Source organism: Hymenobacter seoulensis, assembly GCF_054780535.1.
On sequence record NZ_BAAGWD010000002.1, the window covers coordinates 632,990 to 650,907 of the forward strand.

At 56.6% G+C, this 17,918-nt stretch carries 11 protein-coding genes; 3 read left to right on the forward strand and 8 right to left on the reverse strand.

From position 1 onward, the window contains the following. Nucleotides 1-237: 237 nt before the first annotated feature. Complete coding sequence (locus tag ACYVHC_RS10585; protein ID WP_460613693.1) at nucleotides 238-1,221, forward strand: AAA family ATPase; 984 nt, start codon at nucleotides 238-240, stop codon at nucleotides 1,219-1,221. Nucleotides 1,222-1,239: 18 nt separating this feature from the next. Here the strand turns inward: ACYVHC_RS10585 and ACYVHC_RS10590 are convergent, their stop codons facing one another. Continuing rightward, entirely contained in the window at nucleotides 1,240-2,511 is a 1,272-nt protein-coding gene (locus tag ACYVHC_RS10590; RefSeq protein ID WP_460613694.1) for a lipopolysaccharide biosynthesis protein, read from the reverse strand. A 22-nt stretch (nucleotides 2,512-2,533) separates the two neighbouring features. After that, nucleotides 2,534-3,745, reverse strand: a complete 1,212-nt coding sequence (locus ACYVHC_RS10595; RefSeq protein WP_460613695.1) for a glycosyltransferase family protein — start codon at nucleotides 3,743-3,745, stop codon at nucleotides 2,534-2,536. Between the two features lie 407 nt (nucleotides 3,746-4,152). Here ACYVHC_RS10595 and ACYVHC_RS10600 point away from each other — a divergent pair, with 407 nt between their 5' ends. Both ACYVHC_RS10600 and ACYVHC_RS10605 read left to right on the forward strand, forming a co-directional pair. Further along, a complete protein-coding gene (locus tag ACYVHC_RS10600; protein ID WP_460613696.1) occupies nucleotides 4,153-5,064 on the forward strand; it encodes a YicC/YloC family endoribonuclease in 912 nt (303 codons plus the stop codon). Between the two features lie 337 nt (nucleotides 5,065-5,401). Further along, on the forward strand, nucleotides 5,402-5,947 hold the full coding sequence (locus ACYVHC_RS10605; protein ID WP_460613697.1) for a hypothetical protein: 546 nt from the start codon (nucleotides 5,402-5,404) through the stop codon (nucleotides 5,945-5,947). 328 nt (nucleotides 5,948-6,275) lie between these two features. Here ACYVHC_RS10605 and ACYVHC_RS10610 read toward each other — a convergent pair whose 3' ends face one another. The 6 genes from ACYVHC_RS10610 to ACYVHC_RS10635 all read right to left on the reverse strand — a co-directional run bounded on the left by ACYVHC_RS10610 (nucleotide 6,276) and on the right by ACYVHC_RS10635 (nucleotide 17,834). Continuing rightward, nucleotides 6,276-7,619, reverse strand: coding sequence for a M28 family metallopeptidase (locus ACYVHC_RS10610; protein WP_460613698.1), 1,344 nt, complete (start codon nucleotides 7,617-7,619; stop codon nucleotides 6,276-6,278). Nucleotides 7,620-7,636: 17 nt separating this feature from the next. Next, a complete protein-coding gene (locus tag ACYVHC_RS10615; protein WP_460613699.1) occupies nucleotides 7,637-8,044 on the reverse strand; it encodes a VanZ family protein in 408 nt (135 codons plus the stop codon). 26 nt (nucleotides 8,045-8,070) lie between these two features. After that, nucleotides 8,071-8,451, reverse strand: a complete 381-nt coding sequence (gene gcvH / locus ACYVHC_RS10620; protein WP_460613700.1) for a glycine cleavage system protein H — start codon at nucleotides 8,449-8,451, stop codon at nucleotides 8,071-8,073. Between the two features lie 170 nt (nucleotides 8,452-8,621). Then, nucleotides 8,622-16,103 carry a cell surface protein SprA gene (gene sov, locus ACYVHC_RS10625; RefSeq protein ID WP_460613701.1) on the reverse strand — a complete coding sequence of 2,494 codons (7,482 nt, stop codon included), beginning with the start codon at nucleotides 16,101-16,103 and terminating at the stop codon, nucleotides 8,622-8,624. Nucleotides 16,104-16,239: 136 nt separating this feature from the next. Continuing rightward, nucleotides 16,240-16,845: a Holliday junction branch migration protein RuvA gene (gene ruvA / locus ACYVHC_RS10630; RefSeq protein WP_460613702.1), complete on the reverse strand. Its 606-nt coding sequence runs from the start codon at nucleotides 16,843-16,845 to the stop codon at nucleotides 16,240-16,242. A gap of 437 nt (nucleotides 16,846-17,282) precedes the next feature. Further along, a complete protein-coding gene (locus tag ACYVHC_RS10635; RefSeq protein ID WP_460613703.1) occupies nucleotides 17,283-17,834 on the reverse strand; it encodes a Riean_0653 family protein in 552 nt (183 codons plus the stop codon). Nucleotides 17,835-17,918: the final 84 nt, after the last annotated feature.

Here is a 17,918-nt window from a genome sequence, read left to right on the forward strand (position 1 = left end):
AGCAGCACAGAATCAACAGCACAGCAATAAGTGCTTAAGTAGTACTAAGTTAGTTTTAATTATTTCTTATCAAAGAATAAATATGGTTTACTTAATGATGATCTATGTCATGAACTAGGGATAGCGGGCACGGAAATACGAGCGTAAAATATTCAGGTAAGCGGGCCTGACCCTGAAGACGCCAGGAATGAGCGGGTTTCTCTACCTTTAAGCGTATTAGACCTGTTTCGCTTCTGTATGATGCCTCCGCAGCCTGCTTCGGCACCCGATTACCAGCACAAAATCAAGCAAGTATTTGCCGAGGTAGGCAAGGTGGTAGTAGGCCAGCATTACATGCTGAACCGCCTGCTGATCGGGCTTTTCACGGGAGGACATATACTGCTGGAAGGGGTGCCCGGTCTAGCCAAGACGCTTACTATCAGTACACTATCTAAGGTGCTACACCTGCACTTTCAGCGCGTGCAGTTCACGCCCGATCTGCTGCCTTCGGATTTGGTGGGCACTATGATTTATAATCAGAACCAGTCGCAGTTTGAGGTGAAGAAGGGACCCATCTTCGCGAACTTGGTGCTGGCAGATGAGGTGAACCGCTCTCCGGCTAAAGTGCAGAGTGCCTTGCTGGAGGCGATGCAGGAAAAGCAGGTGACCATTGGCGAAACCACCTATCCGCTGGATCTGCCGTTTCTGGTACTGGCCACCCAAAATCCGGTGGAGCAGGAGGGTACTTACCCCTTGCCTGAGGCCCAGGTTGACCGCTTCATGATGAAGGTGTACGTGGACTACCTCAAGAAAACTGATGAACTGGAGGTGATGCGCCGCATGGCCAACATGAGCTATGTGGGAGAAGTTAGCCCGGTCCTGACTAAGGAAGATATTTTTGGTATTCGCCAGCAGATCAATCAGGTACAGATTTCAGAAACGCTGGAGAAGTATATCATCGAGCTGGTATTTGCTACCCGCAAGCCCGCTGAATACGACCTGGCGGAGTTTCAGCAGTACGTACAGTTTGGCGTGAGTCCACGGGCTAGTATTGCGCTGCACCGGGCGGCCAAAGCCGTGGCCTTTTTCGATGAGCGCGACTACGTGTTGCCGGAAGACATCAAAGAAGTGGCTGCCGATGTGCTTAATCACCGCATCTTGCTCAACTATGAGGCCGAGGCCGATGGCATCCGAACCCAGGATATGATAGACGCCATTCTGCGCAAAGTCCCGATTAGCTAGTTATTATATAAGTAGCACCTAGGGGCGCGGCTTGCGCACAAGTTGCCAGTAATGCGCCACATCGGAGGGGCGCGGTAGGAAGGCTATTGGGCTTAGGCCTGTGGCTCGCCGGAACTGTACCACTAAATACGCGCAGGAAGTAAGGTAGGAGAGAGAGGAAGCCAGGGCCACACCCCGAATGCCCAGACGCGGCACCAGCACCGAGCACGTTACTAGCGTTACGCCCAGCCCCAGCACCGAGGCCCAGTTGTTGATGCGGTAGCGCGCCAAGCCGGCAAAATAGCTGCTGAGAAGCAACTGAACGGCAATGGCTAGGGTGCCGGGCACCAGCAGCACCATTAGAGGACGGGCGGCCCCGAATTCCGGCCCGAAAACAGCAGTTAACAAATCAGTAGGGAGGCTTACTAGGGTTATTGCTGCCGTAAAGGTGCCCAGCAGCGTTAGCCGGCTGACGCGTAAGGCCGAATCGGACAAAGGGCCAGCAGAAGCCGTGTGCACCAGGTCAACATATTGTACCAGAGCCGTACTGCGCGGAATCAGCCAGATAGCCTCCATCAGCGCTACCCCCACCGATAGCACCCCAACGGCCCGGATATCGGCGAAGTGAGCCAAAAAGTAGTAGCCCAGCCGGTAATTGGCAAAGGTGATGATGTTGGAAAAATGGGCTCCTCGGCTGTGCCGAGCCAACTCGCGGGCCGTAGCACGGAGTCGTAGGCGGCTGTGGCGCTGGTAGTTGGGTTGCCGAAGTAAAGCTACTAGGCTCAGCAGCAGTGGCAACCCGAAAGCCACGTAAGCAGCCGCATAGTACGTGCTTATAGTGCGCGCGGCAGGACTTGAACTGAAAGCCAGCCCTAACCCGGCAGCCAACAGCGCCACCTGCAAAAGCAGCAAGTTGTTATAGGTTGCCTCGCGCCGGCGGCCTAGTAGCAGAGACGTGTTTATGGAGAAAAAAGCCTGGAGCACACTCAGGGCGCCCAAATGCTGGAGGTACGCTGCCTCAGGGTGTCGGAGCCACGCTACAGTTGCTGTTCCAGCCAGGCACACCACCACGGCCCACCCGTAAGCAGGCCCCAGCAAGTGCCACAAGTTGCGGCGTGGCGCCAGGTATATCAGGGAAGAGCCGCCAAACAACCCGATAAAGAGCAGCAGCAGCGCACAATCCGTAACGAACAGACTGATAGTACCCCGCCCGGCGGCGCCTAGGTAATGCGCCGTCAGCCACACTATCCCGAAGCTTAGGAAGGCCGTGGCTAGGCGGGTAGCAAAATTACGGACGATGCGGCGCAGCATAGGTCGGGGGAGGGGTTTGACGCTAGCGCCGGCCTAGTACCTGATGGTATAGCTGCCGGAAGGCAGCCCCTACCGCCGGGTAGCTGAACCGGCTGACTGCCGCCTCGCGCAACTTCGTGGCATCATACTGATGCGGCGGCGCCTGTAGAATAGTCTGAATAGCGTGGGCCAGAGCGGCTTCGTTTTGGGGTGGCACCAGCAGGCCCCGGGAGCCGTCATCGGGCAGCAGTTCAGGTATGCCGTTCACGCGCGTTGCCACGGCCGGCAGTCCGCTTGCCTGGGCTTCAATCAGGACGCAGGGCAGGTTTTCGTAATTGGAAAACAGCACCAGGGCCTGCGCCCGCTGCATTTCCAGGGCCAACTCGGCCGGGCTTAGCTTCCCCAGAAACGTAACGGTTCCATCAGCGAGCAGACCTAGGGATTTGGCCAATTGGTGTAGCTGCGCTTCGGCCGGGCCGTAACCGGCTATGCGCAACTGCACGTGCAACTTGGGGTGCGCCGTGCGCAGAGAAGCTACTGTGCGCAGAATGCCGCTGAGGTTTTTGGCCTGCTCATTAAACGCTGCCACATGCAGCAGCCCATGCCGCGGCTCTGGAGTTGCCGGGAGCCGAAACACGTGCATATCAACCGCATTCGGAATAACAGTGGTGTGCAGATTGGTGGCGCCTAATCGGGCCAAAGCCTGGCGCAAGTCTTCGGATACGGGCGTAACTGCATCGGCCTGGCGTACCAGAAACCCAGCCATCTGGCGCCGAAACCACCCTAGGCGCGCCGCATTTACAGGGAGAAAAGCCGTCCAGTGCTCCGTTAGCAGATACGGGGTTCGGTGCCGGCGCTTAAGCCACCACGCCAGCACGGCCGTGCGAAACAGAACATGTGCGTGCACCACCTCGGGGCGTTTTCCGTGCCAGTGCTGGCGTACCGCCCGCAGGCCGCGCTGCATGCACACCAGCCATAAAACAAGCTTCAACAGTTTATCGAGGTATCGTATGCCCGTAATGCGCGAACGATAATAGTAGCGCCACGTGGGTATGTTGTTTTCGACAACCGCTTCAAATTCAATGAAGTGTGGCAAGGGGCTGCGGGCAACAGCGGCAAATACAACGGCCATGGAAAGTGGAGCGGTACCAGGGGCGTCACCCTGCTCGATGGCCTGAATATGCTGAGCCACAAAATTGCCATCCTGGTCGTCGTAGCGGTTGGGGTACCACTTAGGCAGATGCAGGATGCGCATGGCAGGTAAAACAGGTTGAGGCAGATGTGGGGGCTAGTAAAAGTAGTGCCGGGCAGCCCAATTAGGTGCGGGCCGGTCAAACCACTAGGTGCCGCTAGGTGGCAAACCGCCGCAACGGCCTGCGCAAGCGTCGCCATTTGCAACGGTTAGTTTGAATCGTAATATTGTAGCTATCAGTCTGTGTTTTGCGGCTGCACCTAGTAATAGGCACGCATTGCTGGCTTTGCTCAGTTGAGAGAGCTAGCACTGGGTGTATGCCCGGCCGCCAACGGTGCCACAAAGCTGCTAACCTCACCTGGCATGTGTGGGGTGCTGTAGAAAAGCAGCAAGTTCCGGCTGTTTGGCTGCCTAGCAACTTACGCCGTACACTGCTCCCTGCCCGAGTAATCCTTATTTTTGAGTTCCATTTGCCCCTTTCTACCATGCTCCAGTCCATGACCGGCTACGGTATCGCTCACCGCGAAACCGACCGCTATTCCGCAACCATCGAAATCAAGTCGCTCAACTCCAAAACGCTTGATCTGAGTTTGCGCCTGCCCCGTTTCCTGCAAGACCGGGAGCTGGAAATCCGCAATCTGGTGACCAAAAGCCTGATTCGGGGCAAGGTGAACCTGAATCTGGACTTTGTACGCCCGCGCGCTACTGGTGCCCAAGGTTCCATTGTGAATACCGAAGCCCTGCGGGTGGCCAGCCATGAGTTGTTGGAGCTGAGCAGGGTAGTGGGCTTATCCCTGGAGCAGCTGACGGCCATTGCGCACGCCTTGCCCGGTGCCATGCGTATCCCCACTGATGCCACCGCCGCGACGGAAGAAGAGGAAGAAACGCCCTGGGAAGAGCTGCTACCGCTGCTTCAGGAAGCCCTCGACCGGGTACACCAGTTCCGCCGCGACGAAGGACAGGCGCTTACCAGCGAAATTCTGGGCTACATTGACCGCATCCGGATTCAGCTGGCTGAGGTAGAGCGCTACGACCCCACCCGCATTGAGCTCGTGCGCCAACGCCTGCAAACCCACATGGCCGACATTACGGGCAGCGAGCATTTCAACGCCATTCGCTTCGAGCAGGAGATTCTTTTCTACATCGAGAAGCTAGACATCGCCGAGGAAAAAGTGCGCTTGGTCAATCATTTACACTATTTCACCGAGACCGTAGGGCTACCTGAGCCCACAGGTAAGAAATTAGCCTTCATATCGCAGGAAATAGGCCGCGAAATCAACACCATCGGTTCTAAGGCCAACGACTCTACCGTGCAACACCTAGTGGTGGGCATGAAGGAGGAGCTTGAAAAAATCAAGGAACAAATCAATAACATTCTGTAAGTACCACGGTCTATAGAATGCCTGGTTTTTGCGGCTGTAAATAGAACTTTGCCGCTAGCATTAACTATTGACTATTCCCAATATATAATTGGGATTTTTCAGGTATGACTTGGTTTGATAAAAAAAATCTATATTGCCTAAAAACCTTGTTTAAAGGCTGTATTTGATGTTTTTGAGCGTTGAATAGTTCTGGCTTTTACCTGAAGTGGAACTATTATTTTGTAAAATACTTGCATCTGCTAATTTTGTACGTAAATTGTGTTATCCAAACAGAGCGGCTTTTCACTCTGCGGACCACAGTTTGCTTTTGATATCCACCTTTTTTCAATCCATACTTATGAAAAAAGTCTTACTCGCTGCCCCTGTTTTCTGCCTGATGCTTTTGCTGATGGCTGCCCGTCCCTTCGCTGAAGTGGAGCTGATAAAAAAGCGCGTGTTGAGCGAGCGGGTGGAAATTCTCATTCCCAAAGGGTTTGAGGTGATGAGCGAACAGCAAATGGACTTTAACTACGCTAAAGCCCAGAGCCGTCCGAGCGTAATCTATACCAACAGCAAGGAGGCCAGCATTGCCTTCTCGTACACCGACAACACCGCCGATCAGGACATGATCGAGATGTACTCGGATAACTTCTACAAGACCTACGCCAAGCAGTTCAAAGAAGCGAAGTGGTTCAACCACGGCGTGAAAGAAGTGAACGGCCGCAAGGTTGGCTACATGGAGCTGATGAAGCCTGAGTTGGGCCATGAGGTATATAACCTCATTTTCTTCACCGACGTGGAAGGCAAACTTCTCATGTGCACCTTCACCTGCGCTGACCGTCAGAAGCCCGAGTGGGAAAACGTAGCCAAGCAGATCATGGCTTCGTTCAAAGCCAACAGCTAGAAAAATACCTCTGCCCCGGGCCTAACCGCGGTAGATATAGAAAAGCCTGCACATCCTAGCCACGCTAGCATGTGCAGGCTTTTTCGTGTTGAATACTCATCTAATGAAAGAAGTGATGACTACCTGCAGTTTATGGGTGTTGCAATGGTAGGAGGTTAAGTATAAAACCTGGGCGCGCAGGCCGCCATAGTTTGCCTTGTTGCGATGCCTAGGACATATGCATCGTCAAGTTTGCATGACTGCATAGGTATCTCAGGCAGAGCAGGAGGAGAAGCAAGGCGTTTCTCATGTCAACAGTTCACACTACTTGGTAGGATAGACCAGTAGGCTACCGTGCTCCCTGCTGATTCAGGAAGTCGCGCAGGAGTTGGAAGACGTTGGAAAAGACTGTTAAGGGTAGCGTTTCGGCTTTGTCATGCACATCGTGGTAGGCACTGATTCCGCCACGGGTATAGACAAAAAAGGCCGGCACGCCGCGCTCCGAAAAAAAGTAATGGTCGGAGTTGGCCGCGCGGCCGCGGGCCGCGACTGAAGGAACGTAGTTGCCCGCCGCATTAAGTTGGCTGATCTGCCGAAACTGCGGCTCGAAAACCCGGCCATTAACCACGGTAATGCCGTCTTGCCCAGTGCCCAGTAAATCAAGGTTCAGCAGAAACCGAATTTGGCTCAGTGGCACTAGGGGGTGCTCCACAAAATATTTCGAGCCTAGCAGTCCAGCTTCTTCGGCTCCAAAAGCAATGAATGCTACGGAATACGCGGGGCGGTTTTCGGGGCGGGCATAATGGGCGGCTAGCTCCAGCAGCATAGCCACGCCACTGGCATTATCGTTGGCGCCGGGAAACAGGGCGTGCTTGCCCTGGCTGCCGAGGTGGTCGTAATGTGCGGAAACCACCAGAAATGAGTCGGGTTGGATGCGTCCCGGCAGGTACCCTATCAGGTTTTGCGTGGAGTACGCGGTTTTCAGTTCAGCATCTACCCGCAGCTTGGCCGTAGCAGCAGGCGGGCTCCCAGCATTATTAACCCCGGTTAGCCACGGATGCGGCAGCGCCTCCAGTCGTATCTGTCGGCTTTGGCTGGAAGATAAGGAAGCGGTCAGTTTCGGGACCAGCGTAATTACCGCCGCAGCCGAATCGAGACGCTTGCGGATTTCAGGCGGGTACTGAGCCAACTGAGTTTTAGTGCGCGCCGAGACTACTACCGTGCCTGGAAAGCTGGTGAAACGCAGGAAGCGTTGCTGGGCGGCGGCATCAGTTAGGAGCGTACTATCCAAATAGGCTAGGGTTCGACCGATGCCTAGCCGGCCTGGGCCACAGTCGGGAGCCGCAATGAAATCGAGGCCAGGACGGAGGCGACGCTGGTTGCTCAGCAACGGAAACGGAAATAGGGCCCGATTCAATCGGAGTTTAAGCGCGCCCGGGAAGGTGTTAACGGTAAGCGGAAAGAGCTGCCGAAAACCGGAGCCAAGCGGCTGAAGTCCAATTTTGCGGAAGCGCTGCTCCAGGTAACGGGCCGCTTTCTGGTCGCCGCCGCGCACGTACCCTCGGCCCTGGAAGGCTGGCGAAGCCAGTGTAGCAATCGTGCTTCGCACGCGAGGCAGGTCCTGCGCTAGGCTCGGTACGGCCGTCAACCACCCCAGGCTAGCCCAGGCTAAGAGGCGAAATTGCCGGTGCATAGCCCTCCGGTGCCACCTCATTGCCAGAAGCGCCGCAGGCCCCACATCAGCAGCAACCCACCCACGGCACCAATGGCATCACTGATGATGTCCGACCATTCACCGTTGCGGCCTAGGTCCATCCACATCTGCAACACCTCAATGCCGGTGCCCATTATAAGCGTAAACACCAGCACAACTCGGAACGCATTCGCCTGCAACGCCGGAAACCAACGTTGACGCCGGGCCGAGAAAACCGTCAGGACCGACTGCACCAAAAAGACAAAAGCATGCGCGCCGGTGTCAAACGACAATAGTTCCCAGTGCGGCGTTTCGGGCATGGAACGCGCCGGGGTCAGGGTCAGGGCAAACACCAGCGCCGCCCACGCCAGCGGCAGAGCCACTAGTGCTCGGCGACGGGTCGGGGGCGGCGCGGTAGTTAGCACGGCCAGTAAAACAAGGGTAGGGCCGCTTACGCGCCTACCAGTTCGCCGTAAGCTTCTGAGTTCAGGAGGCCCTCCAGCTCAGCAGGGTTCGAGATGGAAATCTTCACCATCCAGCCATCGCCGTAGGGGTCAGAGTTTACCAGCTCCGGGCTGCCATCAAGCTGCTCGTTTACTTCCAGTACGGTGCCAGTGATGGGGCTGAACAGGTCCGAAACCGTTTTCACAGCCTCCACCGTGCCGAATACTTCGTTTTGAGCTACCTCTTTATCGAGGGTGTCAATGTCCACATATACGATGTCGCCAAGTTCCTTCTGAGCGTGGTCAGTAATGCCGATGAAAGCAACGTCGCCTTCAATCCGGATCCATTCGTGCTCTTTGGTGTACTTCAGGCTAGCGGGCAGATTCATGAGGGTGCGGTTTGGGTAACAATGAAAGAAGGCGCGCCGGGGCGCCGGACCAAAAGTACAGGTTAAAAAGGGAAAAGGTAACAAAGTGGGCGGGGGAGTTTGCTGTTTTACTAGGGCTAGTAAAACAGCAAACTCCCCCGCCCACTTTGTTACCTTTTCGGGCCTAGTACTTATTGCGACAAGCTGTAGCGCAACTGAATGCCGCCCTCGGTAGCGGTGTTACGGAACGCATTCTGTACGCGCGGCGCCGTAATGTTCTGAGTGAAGAAGAACTGTAGGTTCAGGCGCTGGTTCAGCACATAATCTACAGTTGGGCGCAGCTGTACTTGGCGGGTGCCGTTGGTAACCTGGCTCGAAGAACGGCCTGGGTCGCCAGTGCTCGTAGCAGTAGGTTCTACCACATCCAGAATGGTGCGTTGTATCGTGAAATTGTCGCGGATGCTTAGGTCGAGGCGGGCCGTGAGTTCATTGCGCAGTATCCGCTGCTCGCCGCCCACCCGGAACGGCAGCTTAAGGCGGTTGGTGGCAAAGCCCACGCCTACTACCATCTCCGTGGAGTGCAGTTCGGTTACCTGTGCGTTGTTGGTGTTCAGGCCCAGGTTCCGGTCGATGCGGTACTCCAGGCGGCCGGTTAGCTTGCCCGTCGTCTGGAAGTTAACGCCAATCAGGGGCGCCAACCGCTCGGCAATCGTCACCTGCCCGATGAGGTAGTACGGAATGTACTGTCCGTTGCTGTTCGTGATGTCCGGCAGCTGTTCCGGCTCCCGAATGTAGTCAGCGGCGGTGGTGTACCCGTTGATGTTGTAAGTAGAGGCGTAAGCGTGGTTCAGCGTGAACGAGCGGAAATACCGCTGCACCAGCGGCAGCTCGGCCAGGCCGTTGTAATCGATGCGCCAGTTCGGGATGGGCAGGAACGAGAACGGATTGAAGCGCTTGGCCTGGTACCCATCCGACGACTTACCGCGGTACGCATCCAGGAAAGCCGGCAGCAAGACATCCTGCGAGTTGTAGCTGTATGTGCCGAGGTTGCCGTTCTGGTCGGTGTTCTGGTTGGCCCGCGCCAGCCGCTCGCGCACTACCACGCGGTTGCTAAGGAAGCGGTCAAACGCTTTTGAGGTTTCGCCCTGGCTTCCTAAGTCGCCAAACAACGTTTGGATGGAGATAAACGAAGTGCTGAACGTACCCGAGCCCAGCGCATTGCTAGCCGTTGGTACATTCGAAATCGGCGTCAGCTTCTGTTCATCCAGCAACAGGCGGTAAAACACCTCCCGGTTCCGGACTAGGTTGCGCCGAGCGTCCAACTGAATAATAAAGTCTCGGAAGGGTTCCAGAGAGGTCCGCAACGTCAGCGCCTCCGTCAGCAATGAGCTAAGCGGCGTGTTCAGGTACTGGCTGCTGTCGGTGTACCAGCCGCGGCTGTAGGCCCGCTGAAATAGGTTGTCTAGGTCATACTGCCTGCCCACGATGAAGGGAATACCCGGCGCATCAAAATCACTGTTCAGCCCAAAGAAGCGGGTGCCGGGCAGGTAGCCGGGTAGGAGCGTGCCGTTTGAGCGGGTGTAGGTAAAGTTGATGGAGCGGGCCGTCATCAAAGACCGGAGCACGGCTTTCAGCACGCGCAGCTCCGGACCCTTCGCCGTGTCGGCAGGGGTAGTGGCCGCGCCCGGAGCACCGGGTACGCCCGGCGTGGTGGGGGCGGTAGCGCGGGCTTGCGGAGCGGGCGCGTTGTTGATGATGTTGAGGAAGCGAACCTTGTTATACAGCTTCACCAAGTCAATGCGGCCGTTACCACTGAACTCGCCGTTGTTCTGAATGGTGTTGCCCAAATCCAGCGGAGCCGTGGTGGTGTCAGCGGGGTTACCGGGGTTAGTAGGCGCCCGCAGCGCCGTAGAAGCCGCCTGCCAGCTGTAGTTAGCTGCGTACCGCACATCAGCCGAAATCCAGTCGGTGAGCGGAAACTTGTCGAGGGGCAGGCGGTAGGTAAGCGCTACGGTTTGGTTAAAGTTGGTGGTGCGGCCGCCCCGGCGGAACAGGTTGTCGCGAAGCTGCTCGCGGTTGCGCCGGGCCTCGTCCGTGTCGCCGATGCTGCGGCCAATGCCTTCATCTACCACGGCGCGGTTGGTTGCCGTGTAGTCGAGGGCTAGTGCTTTGGTTAGGTCCCAGCGCAAATCATAAATACGGTTGAAGAAGAACGACTTCTGGAACACACCCGGAATGCCTTCGGTGGTAGGTACCTGGCCGGGCTCCAGAGTGCGCTGCAGGAACCGTTCGTTGTAGCGCCGGTCTAGGTCGGCCCGGAAGCTAAACCGCGAGGGCAGGGGAGTGAAGTTCACTTCCTGCAGCATCTTCAGGTACGGCGAGTCAAAGGCCTTCACCTTGGCCAGTGGCGTGTAGCTCTTTGGGGTTGTCTGGTACACGTAGGCTAAGGCGCCGGTATAGGTGCGGGTGTAGTCGCGGTCGGTGCGGATATCGGTGTGCAGGCGCTCCGTGAGTGAGTAGCTTACGGCAAAGTTCTCGATATCGTAGGGCCGTACTTTCTTCTCGGTATTGGTGCGTTCCTTGCGCACATTAAGCACCGAAATGCTGCGCTGGCTGGTTTGGTCAATCACCTCCTTGCGGTACGCGGCGCGCTCTTCCGAGGTCCGGAACTTCTCCAGTGATTGGGTAAGCTCGGTATCGGGATTGAGCGGGTCGTATTTCGGAGCTCTCGACTCCACCCCGGCCTGCACCAGCACGGGCACGCGCAAGCCCAGCTTCTCCGGGAAAAACTTATCGGCGGCCACGGTAGCGTTCAGGTCGCCGCGGGCTACATTGTCGAGGGAGCGTTGCTGAGCTTTGTCCTGCAAGCCGCCAAAGCCGGTGGTTACATAGCTGCCGGTAGCCGTAATGTTGGCCACATCGGCCAGTTTGGTGTTGAAGCGAGCCGTAGCAGCCCACCCGCTTTCGTTGTCGAAATCGAGCACGCGCAACTCATCGGCCCACAGTGTGAGGTTTTTGTTAGCGCCATCGTCGCGTGGGTTCAAAATGCCAATCATAGCGCCTTGCACCGCCGAGAGGTCGGGGTTGCCCACTATCGTAATGGTAGAGCCGTCGGGCAGCGTCACGATATAAGGCCGAGCATAGTCAATTCCACTGGTGGCTTGGGCGTTGCGCTGGGCTTTGGCATCAATAAACGCCTGCAATGCCAGGTCAATACGGTTTTCCACGGGCCACACTTCCTCCTCACGGCTCTGCCCCACGCGGGTCAGCACCAGGGGCTTGGAGTACTCGTAGTAGTTCTGGGTATAGTCAGTGCCAATGCGGACGAAGCCGCGCAGCTGGCCGTTCTGTACCGTGCGGTCGTCGCTTTCGGCGTGCATAAACATGCGCAGGCGCTTGTAGCGCAGCATGCTCAGGTTGATGTTTTTGTAGGCGGCCTTGGCAAAACCGTCGCGCAGGCCTTCCACCACCAGGCGAAGGCTTTGCTCGTTCTGCTGGCGGTTTACGGTGCTGGAGCCATACTCTCGGTCGCGGCGGATATCGGGCGGCAGTACATACGGAATAGCATCGGTGCCCACTACCGAAGCTGGGCCGTTTTCCTCAATGCTAACCGTAGAAATGTTAAAGGCGTCGGCGTCGGTATCGGGGTTGATGACGGGCTGCGTTGGGTCGGCAATCTTGGTTAGGAAGCGGCGCCACTGGTTGGCCACAAACTGCGGCTGCACCATGCGCAGCACCACGGGCTGCTCCCACTGCGTGAGGTACATGCGCAGAAAGCGAATCGACTTGAAGCCGAAATCTTGGCCAGGCGGCACGCCTACTACCCCCGTGGGCTGGCGCACCGGAATCCGAAACTGGTACCAGGTTACTTCCTCTCCACCCGTGTCGTTGTTGCGGTTCGTGATTTTATCCACGATGAAGTTCTGGCCCACTTCCATCTGGCCAGGGCGCAGCTGCATGCGGTACTCGTAGTAGCGCTCCGTATCGGAAAGCACGTTGTCGCGGTTCAGGTCTTCCTTGTCGGGGAAGGCCGTGGAGCTGAGCTGGCTGCCCTCAGGCGAGTTGCCCTCCATACCGTTAAAGTCCTTGTAACGGGCTAGTACTTTGGCATCGGCCTGGTCGTAGCTGGGGTCGAGGTGGTGGCGGAAGTTATCGGCAGCTGGGTCCGGCACCGTCTGGTACACGGGTGCAATGGTGGGCAGCGTCTTTTCCTCATTATCCGTTACGCCATCGAGACCAACATCCTGGCGGGTACGGGCGCCGGAAGTGGCACTGAACGCATCGGTGAGAAAAGGCTGGCGCGAAGCCCGGCCGTAGGGCGTGGGAGTCGTCTCCAGCGCAATATCAGCCGGGTCAGTTGGCAGGCCGTTCTCGAACTCGTAGCGGTTGTTGTCCTTCAGGACATCCTCTGAAACCGAGCCCAGGTTGATGTATAGCTCGCCGCCGGTGCGGTTGTTATCCTGGTGCCCGTCGGAGTCTGTCACGCGGCCGTTGTCGGTGGTGATAAACGGGTCCATCATCCAGAATTCCAGAAACTCGACGTTGGCGTTGTCGAAGTCGGTATCGAAGGTGATTTCGCGCGAAATACCACCGTAGCGCGCGAGGTTGTCGGGCCGGGTAGTGCTAGCAAACCGCTTGGGTTGGCTCGGGTTTACGTTGGGCGTATAGTTGTACTGACCCCGCTCATCGGGAAAATACGCTAGGTCCAGCGTCGACTCAAAGGAGTTGCCGGTGGTACCTACGTCGCGGTTCGGGAATACCTCCGTGCGCTTGATGCCGCGCACATAGTGGTTTTTGAGGTCGTTGTTCCCAATGTTGCCGGGCTTGCTCTGGCCGTTCGTGTAATACGTCTGGTCAATGGTGTACCAGGCCAGCTTAGCGCGATTAAAGCCCACTTCCAAATCCTGGGCCGTACCAATTAGCGGCTGCGGAGTAGAAGCCAGCCGCCAAGTGGTTGCCGAGTTAATGCCCCCTAGGGTGTAGGGCGTGCGCGCATTCTCGAAGTCATCGAGGTACGAGACGCCATTTTCGCCGCCGCTGTTCTTAGTGCCAAGCTTCGATTGGCCTGGGAGCAACTGGGCAAACTCCGCACTAAACGCTACCGATGAAGGCTCTTTCGTGGAAAGCAGCGGCAGCATGTCCAGGTACTTGGTTAGGGCCCGCGAGTCGCGGCGCATGTTCAGGTCGAAGCCGTAGAGCGTGTTGTTAATGGGCTCGTCGCCGATGTTGACGCGGTTGATGCCCGGCGCTTGGTTTTCGCGCAGGTGCAGTACCGTGGCGCCAAAGTTGATGTCCGGCGACACGCGGTAATCAAAGCGAGCCCCTAACAGCTTACGCGGCTGCACTTGCACTAGGGCGTTTTTCTCGAACTCTACCCGCAGCTCATTAGCTGAGTTGAGGTAGCTCGGGTTTAAGATTTTTACCCGGGCCTGGTCATAGAATACCTGGTAATCAACGCCTTCCTGAAGCAACGTGCTACCGGCGCGTACCCGCACCGAGCCTTCCGCAATACCAATACCGGGCAGGCTGATTTCATCGGTAGTGGTGGCCTGAAAGCGCCCGCGCAAGAAGAACTTGTCTTTTTCCTGACGCTGTTGGGCGTCGCTCTGCACCTGATTGTACAGCTCGCGGTACACGTACTTGCGCGCTAGGTCTCGCTCGGTGGTAGATGTAGCAGTATCAAACTGCGCGGCCAGGTAGTTGCCGAAGGGCTGAACCTGCGGGAAAATGACCTTGCCTAACTCGGTATCGATGGTGATGCCGGGGAAGAAGTCAAAGTTGCCGTCGGGGTTGCGGTCGTTGTTGGGGTTTACGTTGTCGAGGTTGAGCACCTCAATCAGGGGGCGGTTGGCAATGCGCGCACCCTCCTTCAATGAAATCAGATCGACGCCCGTCACGTCATCTTTGTAGATGAGCTGCAGGTTGAAATTGTCGCGGTTAAGCTGCGAGGCGTTCAGGGGATAGATGTTTTTCATCATCAAATCCCAGGTGGGCAGGTTGCGCGTCTGCAGATTTTCGTTGGCGGGGTTCTCTGCGGGGTTGGCCAGCCCTACGCCGGGATTGGTGGCCTTCAGCATCTTCAGGAAAATCACCTGGTCCTGATTAACGCTGGCGTAATCCTTGGTTAGCTCGCCTACCTGGTAGGTTTTGCCGTTGTAGATGTACTGATACGCTACCCCCAGTACCTGCTCAGGCAGCAGTTGGGTGTTCAGGGAGAGGTAGCCGAGCTGGGCATTGTAGGTGTACTCGCGCGGGTCGAGCTTACGGGCTCGAATGTGCTCATAATCCGCGTTTTTGGCTAGGCCCAGGCCATTCAGGTAGTTATCGGTGGTAAGCTCGCCGCGTGCGGCACCGCCCCCAGCCAGCACCTGCCCAAACAGTGTATTGGCGGCGTTATCGGCTAGGGCGTTGGGGTTGGAGCCTGCCCCAGACAGAAACTGACGGCGGTACACGCGGCGGGGTTCGGCCACGTCCATTAGGGTTACTACGTTGCGCAGGTTGTCGCTCTGGCGGTTGTCGTTCGTGACGTATACTTCCAGGTAGGTAATCTCGACGCCGCTTTGCACCGTGGGCAGGTTGCGAAGTGCCGCATCGTACCGGTCGCGGAAGGCCTGGGAGAGGAAGTAGTGCCGGTCTCGCTCGTACTGGCTGGCTTTCAGCTCAAACTGCCGGCTCTGGCCGCCATTCTGAATGCGTACTTCATCGGCCTGGCCGCGCAGGGTACTTGCCACCGCCGTAATGCCTAGGCGCCCAAACTGCAGCTGGGTTTTGATACCAAACAGGTTCTGACCGCCTGTGATTAAGGAGTTGTTCAGCGGCAACGACACATTGCCCAGCTCCACTTTGCGGATGATATCGGTTTCGTAGCCCGTGTAATCGAGCTTCATGTTGTTCTCGAAATCGAAGGCCGCGCGGGTATCGTAGTTAAAGGTCAGCTTGAGCTTCTCGCCAATCTGGCCCGTAAGGTTCAGGTTGAGGTTCTGGTCGTACTGGAAGTCGCCGACGCGCTGCTGACGCAGCGTGAGGGTTGGATTTTCGTTGCGGTTACCGCGGTAGCCCATGCGCAAGGTCACAGAGCCCTGGGGCCGAATATCCACGTAGCTACCCCCGAAAATACGGTCGGCCATGGGGCCTAGGTAGATTTTGGGGATAACCCGCCGGCTGGCGGCCGAGTTGGAGTCGCCGGCAATGCCGCCGGCGGAGCGCTGGCGGAAATAGTTGCGCACGGCCTGCTGCTGCTGCCAGCGGGAGTACTCCTCAAACGACATCCGGCTAGGGTCGCGGTAGTCCAGCTCGGGGCCTAGCCGCTCCCGGATGTCAAAGTTCTGGAGGCTGTCATCGGGCTGCACTTCCAACTGCACGTTAGAAGGCAGCGGCAGCACCAGCGGCGAGCGGCGACGCTGCGGCGAGAGGGGCGTGCCGAGGCGGTCAGAAGGGGCTACGCGGGGGCGGCGGCTGGGCCGGTAACGGGTAGTATCGGTAAGGGGGGTATCGGGGGCAAACGCGAAGGGAAAGCGCGAGACGTCGGCTCCTGCTGGCAGCCAACCGGCCCACAGCTGGCGCATAGCAAATGGCGCCGCCTCGCTGCCCGCCGGCATAGCCTGCGACCACCACGCCACCAACGATACAACAGCTACCAGAGAGGCAGCCAGGGACTTCTTACTGGTATTCAAGCGTCAATAACCGTCGGGAAAGGAGGAATAAGAAGCTAGCGGACCTGGAGCTATTAAGGTACTTCTGCCGGCTCTTATGTAAGAGGCCGGCGGCAGCAAAAAAAGCTCCTAACTACCATCTGGTAGCCAACAGCTTCTAATGAGACTTAAGAGCGAATTTAATCAATTCCTCTATGCTCAGGTCGTTGCCATGCTTGTGCTGAATCTGGTCGAGAGCTTTCTCGGCCGCAGCGCGCGCAAAGCCTAGCGTTACCAGAGCGGCTAACGCTTCGGAGCGGTTGGTATTGTGTGCTTTGGCCAGCGGTACGGTATCAATTCCGGCTTTGGCCATCAGCTCCTCTTTGCGCAGCTTGTCTTTCAGCTCCAGAATCACGCGCTGGGCCGTTTTGGGGCCTACACCTTTGATGCTCTGGATGGAGCGTACATCTTCCTGCACAATGGCCTGCCGGATTTCGCCCACCGACATCGACGACACCATCACGATGCCCGTGCCCGGCCCAATGCCTGACACCGAAATTAGCTGCATGAACAACGCCTTTTCGTTCGGGTCGAGGAAGCCGTAAAGTGTCTGGCCATCCTCTTTGATATGCTGGTAAGTATAGAGCTTGGCTTTCTCACCATCGGCCGGAAGCTTGGAGTAGGTGGCCAGGGAAATCCGGACTTCATAGCCAATGCCGCTTACATCGAGAATGGCTTGGGTGGGGTCTTTATAAGCGAGTTTACCGTCGACGTAGGCAATCATGCGGGGTGGTTTGGTTGATGAAGCTAGAACAAGCCGAACACCTCCGGTCACGATTTTGTGCCAAAGAAGTTAGAAGTTCTAACAGGCTTAGCCAGCAGTTACTGCCAGCGCAGGGTAGACAAGCAAGTTGGGGCGAATTTGCCCGGAATCAAAGCTTGGGCCATAAACCCCTGAAAAGCAAAGCGCCCGGCTCCAGTTGGGGTGCAGGGCTTGCCTAGTGAACCGGCGGGGACCAATCAGAAAGAGATACCGGATGTAATTAGCGTTTTGTCGAGGGCCGCGCTGAAGCTATCGATTACTGCAGTATAGTGACTCGGTGATACAACAGCTGACGACGAAGAACGAAGCTGCTGAGCTTGCAATAATGTAGGTAAGAAAAAGCTGCAAATCAGAAGTAAGCGGTACACGTATGGCATAAGCTTGAGAAGCAGATATGATTAGAAGGTGAGATCAAAACGACCTTGGGTCAGTTGGTGGGTTTCCGTACTAGTCTCTTCCTGGACTGTTAAATTGAATGTACCAGCAACTATATGAGCCATTGTATCAAAGCGGCTAATAATTAATGTGCCGGTGGCGGATGGACCTGTATAAAAAGCCCGAAGGGGGACTGGTCTTTGGATGACATACATAGCATATGATGGATTAAGGTCGCCCAGAATGAGATTGGCTTGTTGATTGAATGAATAAGTCCCAGCTTTCTGTACATCAGGTATAAAGAAATCCATATCCAAACGTTCTCTGTCATTCAAGCGAGAAAAGCCAAGGCGTAACGTGCGTCCCACTTTGGTCTTTTTCCATGAGGCGTCTACTGGGCTATTGGTTGAGTAACTGGAATTCCATTCTGGAATCCACGCCTTAACATCGAGCAGGAAACCCGCCGTGTTCTTGCCCTCTTGCGTGGCGGAAGGCAGGCGCTCTAGCTCCGTTTTTTCTTTCTTACAACCGGTAGTCAGCAACAGGCTCAGTAGGGGAATGAAGTATGGTTTCATTGTGGTAGAAGCAGCTTTCACTGACTTGCACGGTGCTGCCCTCATCGGTGCGGCCCGTGAAGGTAAAAGTGCCTGATACAATGC

What these genes read in the sequence shown, in the direction of transcription:
- ACYVHC_RS10585 (WP_460613693.1), top strand. Translation starts at nt 238, where the DNA reads ATGATGCCTCCGCAGCCTGCTTCGGCACCCGATTACCAGCACAAAATC.
- ACYVHC_RS10590 (WP_460613694.1), bottom strand. Translation starts at nt 2,511, where the DNA reads ATGCTGCGCCGCATCGTCCGTAATTTTGCTACCCGCCTAGCCACGGCC.
- ACYVHC_RS10595 (WP_460613695.1), bottom strand. Translation starts at nt 3,745, where the DNA reads ATGCGCATCCTGCATCTGCCTAAGTGGTACCCCAACCGCTACGACGAC.
- ACYVHC_RS10605 (WP_460613697.1), top strand. Translation starts at nt 5,402, where the DNA reads ATGAAAAAAGTCTTACTCGCTGCCCCTGTTTTCTGCCTGATGCTTTTG.
- ACYVHC_RS10610 (WP_460613698.1), bottom strand. Translation starts at nt 7,619, where the DNA reads ATGCACCGGCAATTTCGCCTCTTAGCCTGGGCTAGCCTGGGGTGGTTG.
- gcvH (WP_460613700.1), bottom strand. Translation starts at nt 8,451, where the DNA reads ATGAATCTGCCCGCTAGCCTGAAGTACACCAAAGAGCACGAATGGATC.
- ruvA (WP_460613702.1), bottom strand. Translation starts at nt 16,845, where the DNA reads ATGATTGCCTACGTCGACGGTAAACTCGCTTATAAAGACCCCACCCAA.
- ACYVHC_RS10635 (WP_460613703.1), bottom strand. Translation starts at nt 17,834, where the DNA reads ATGAAACCATACTTCATTCCCCTACTGAGCCTGTTGCTGACTACCGGT.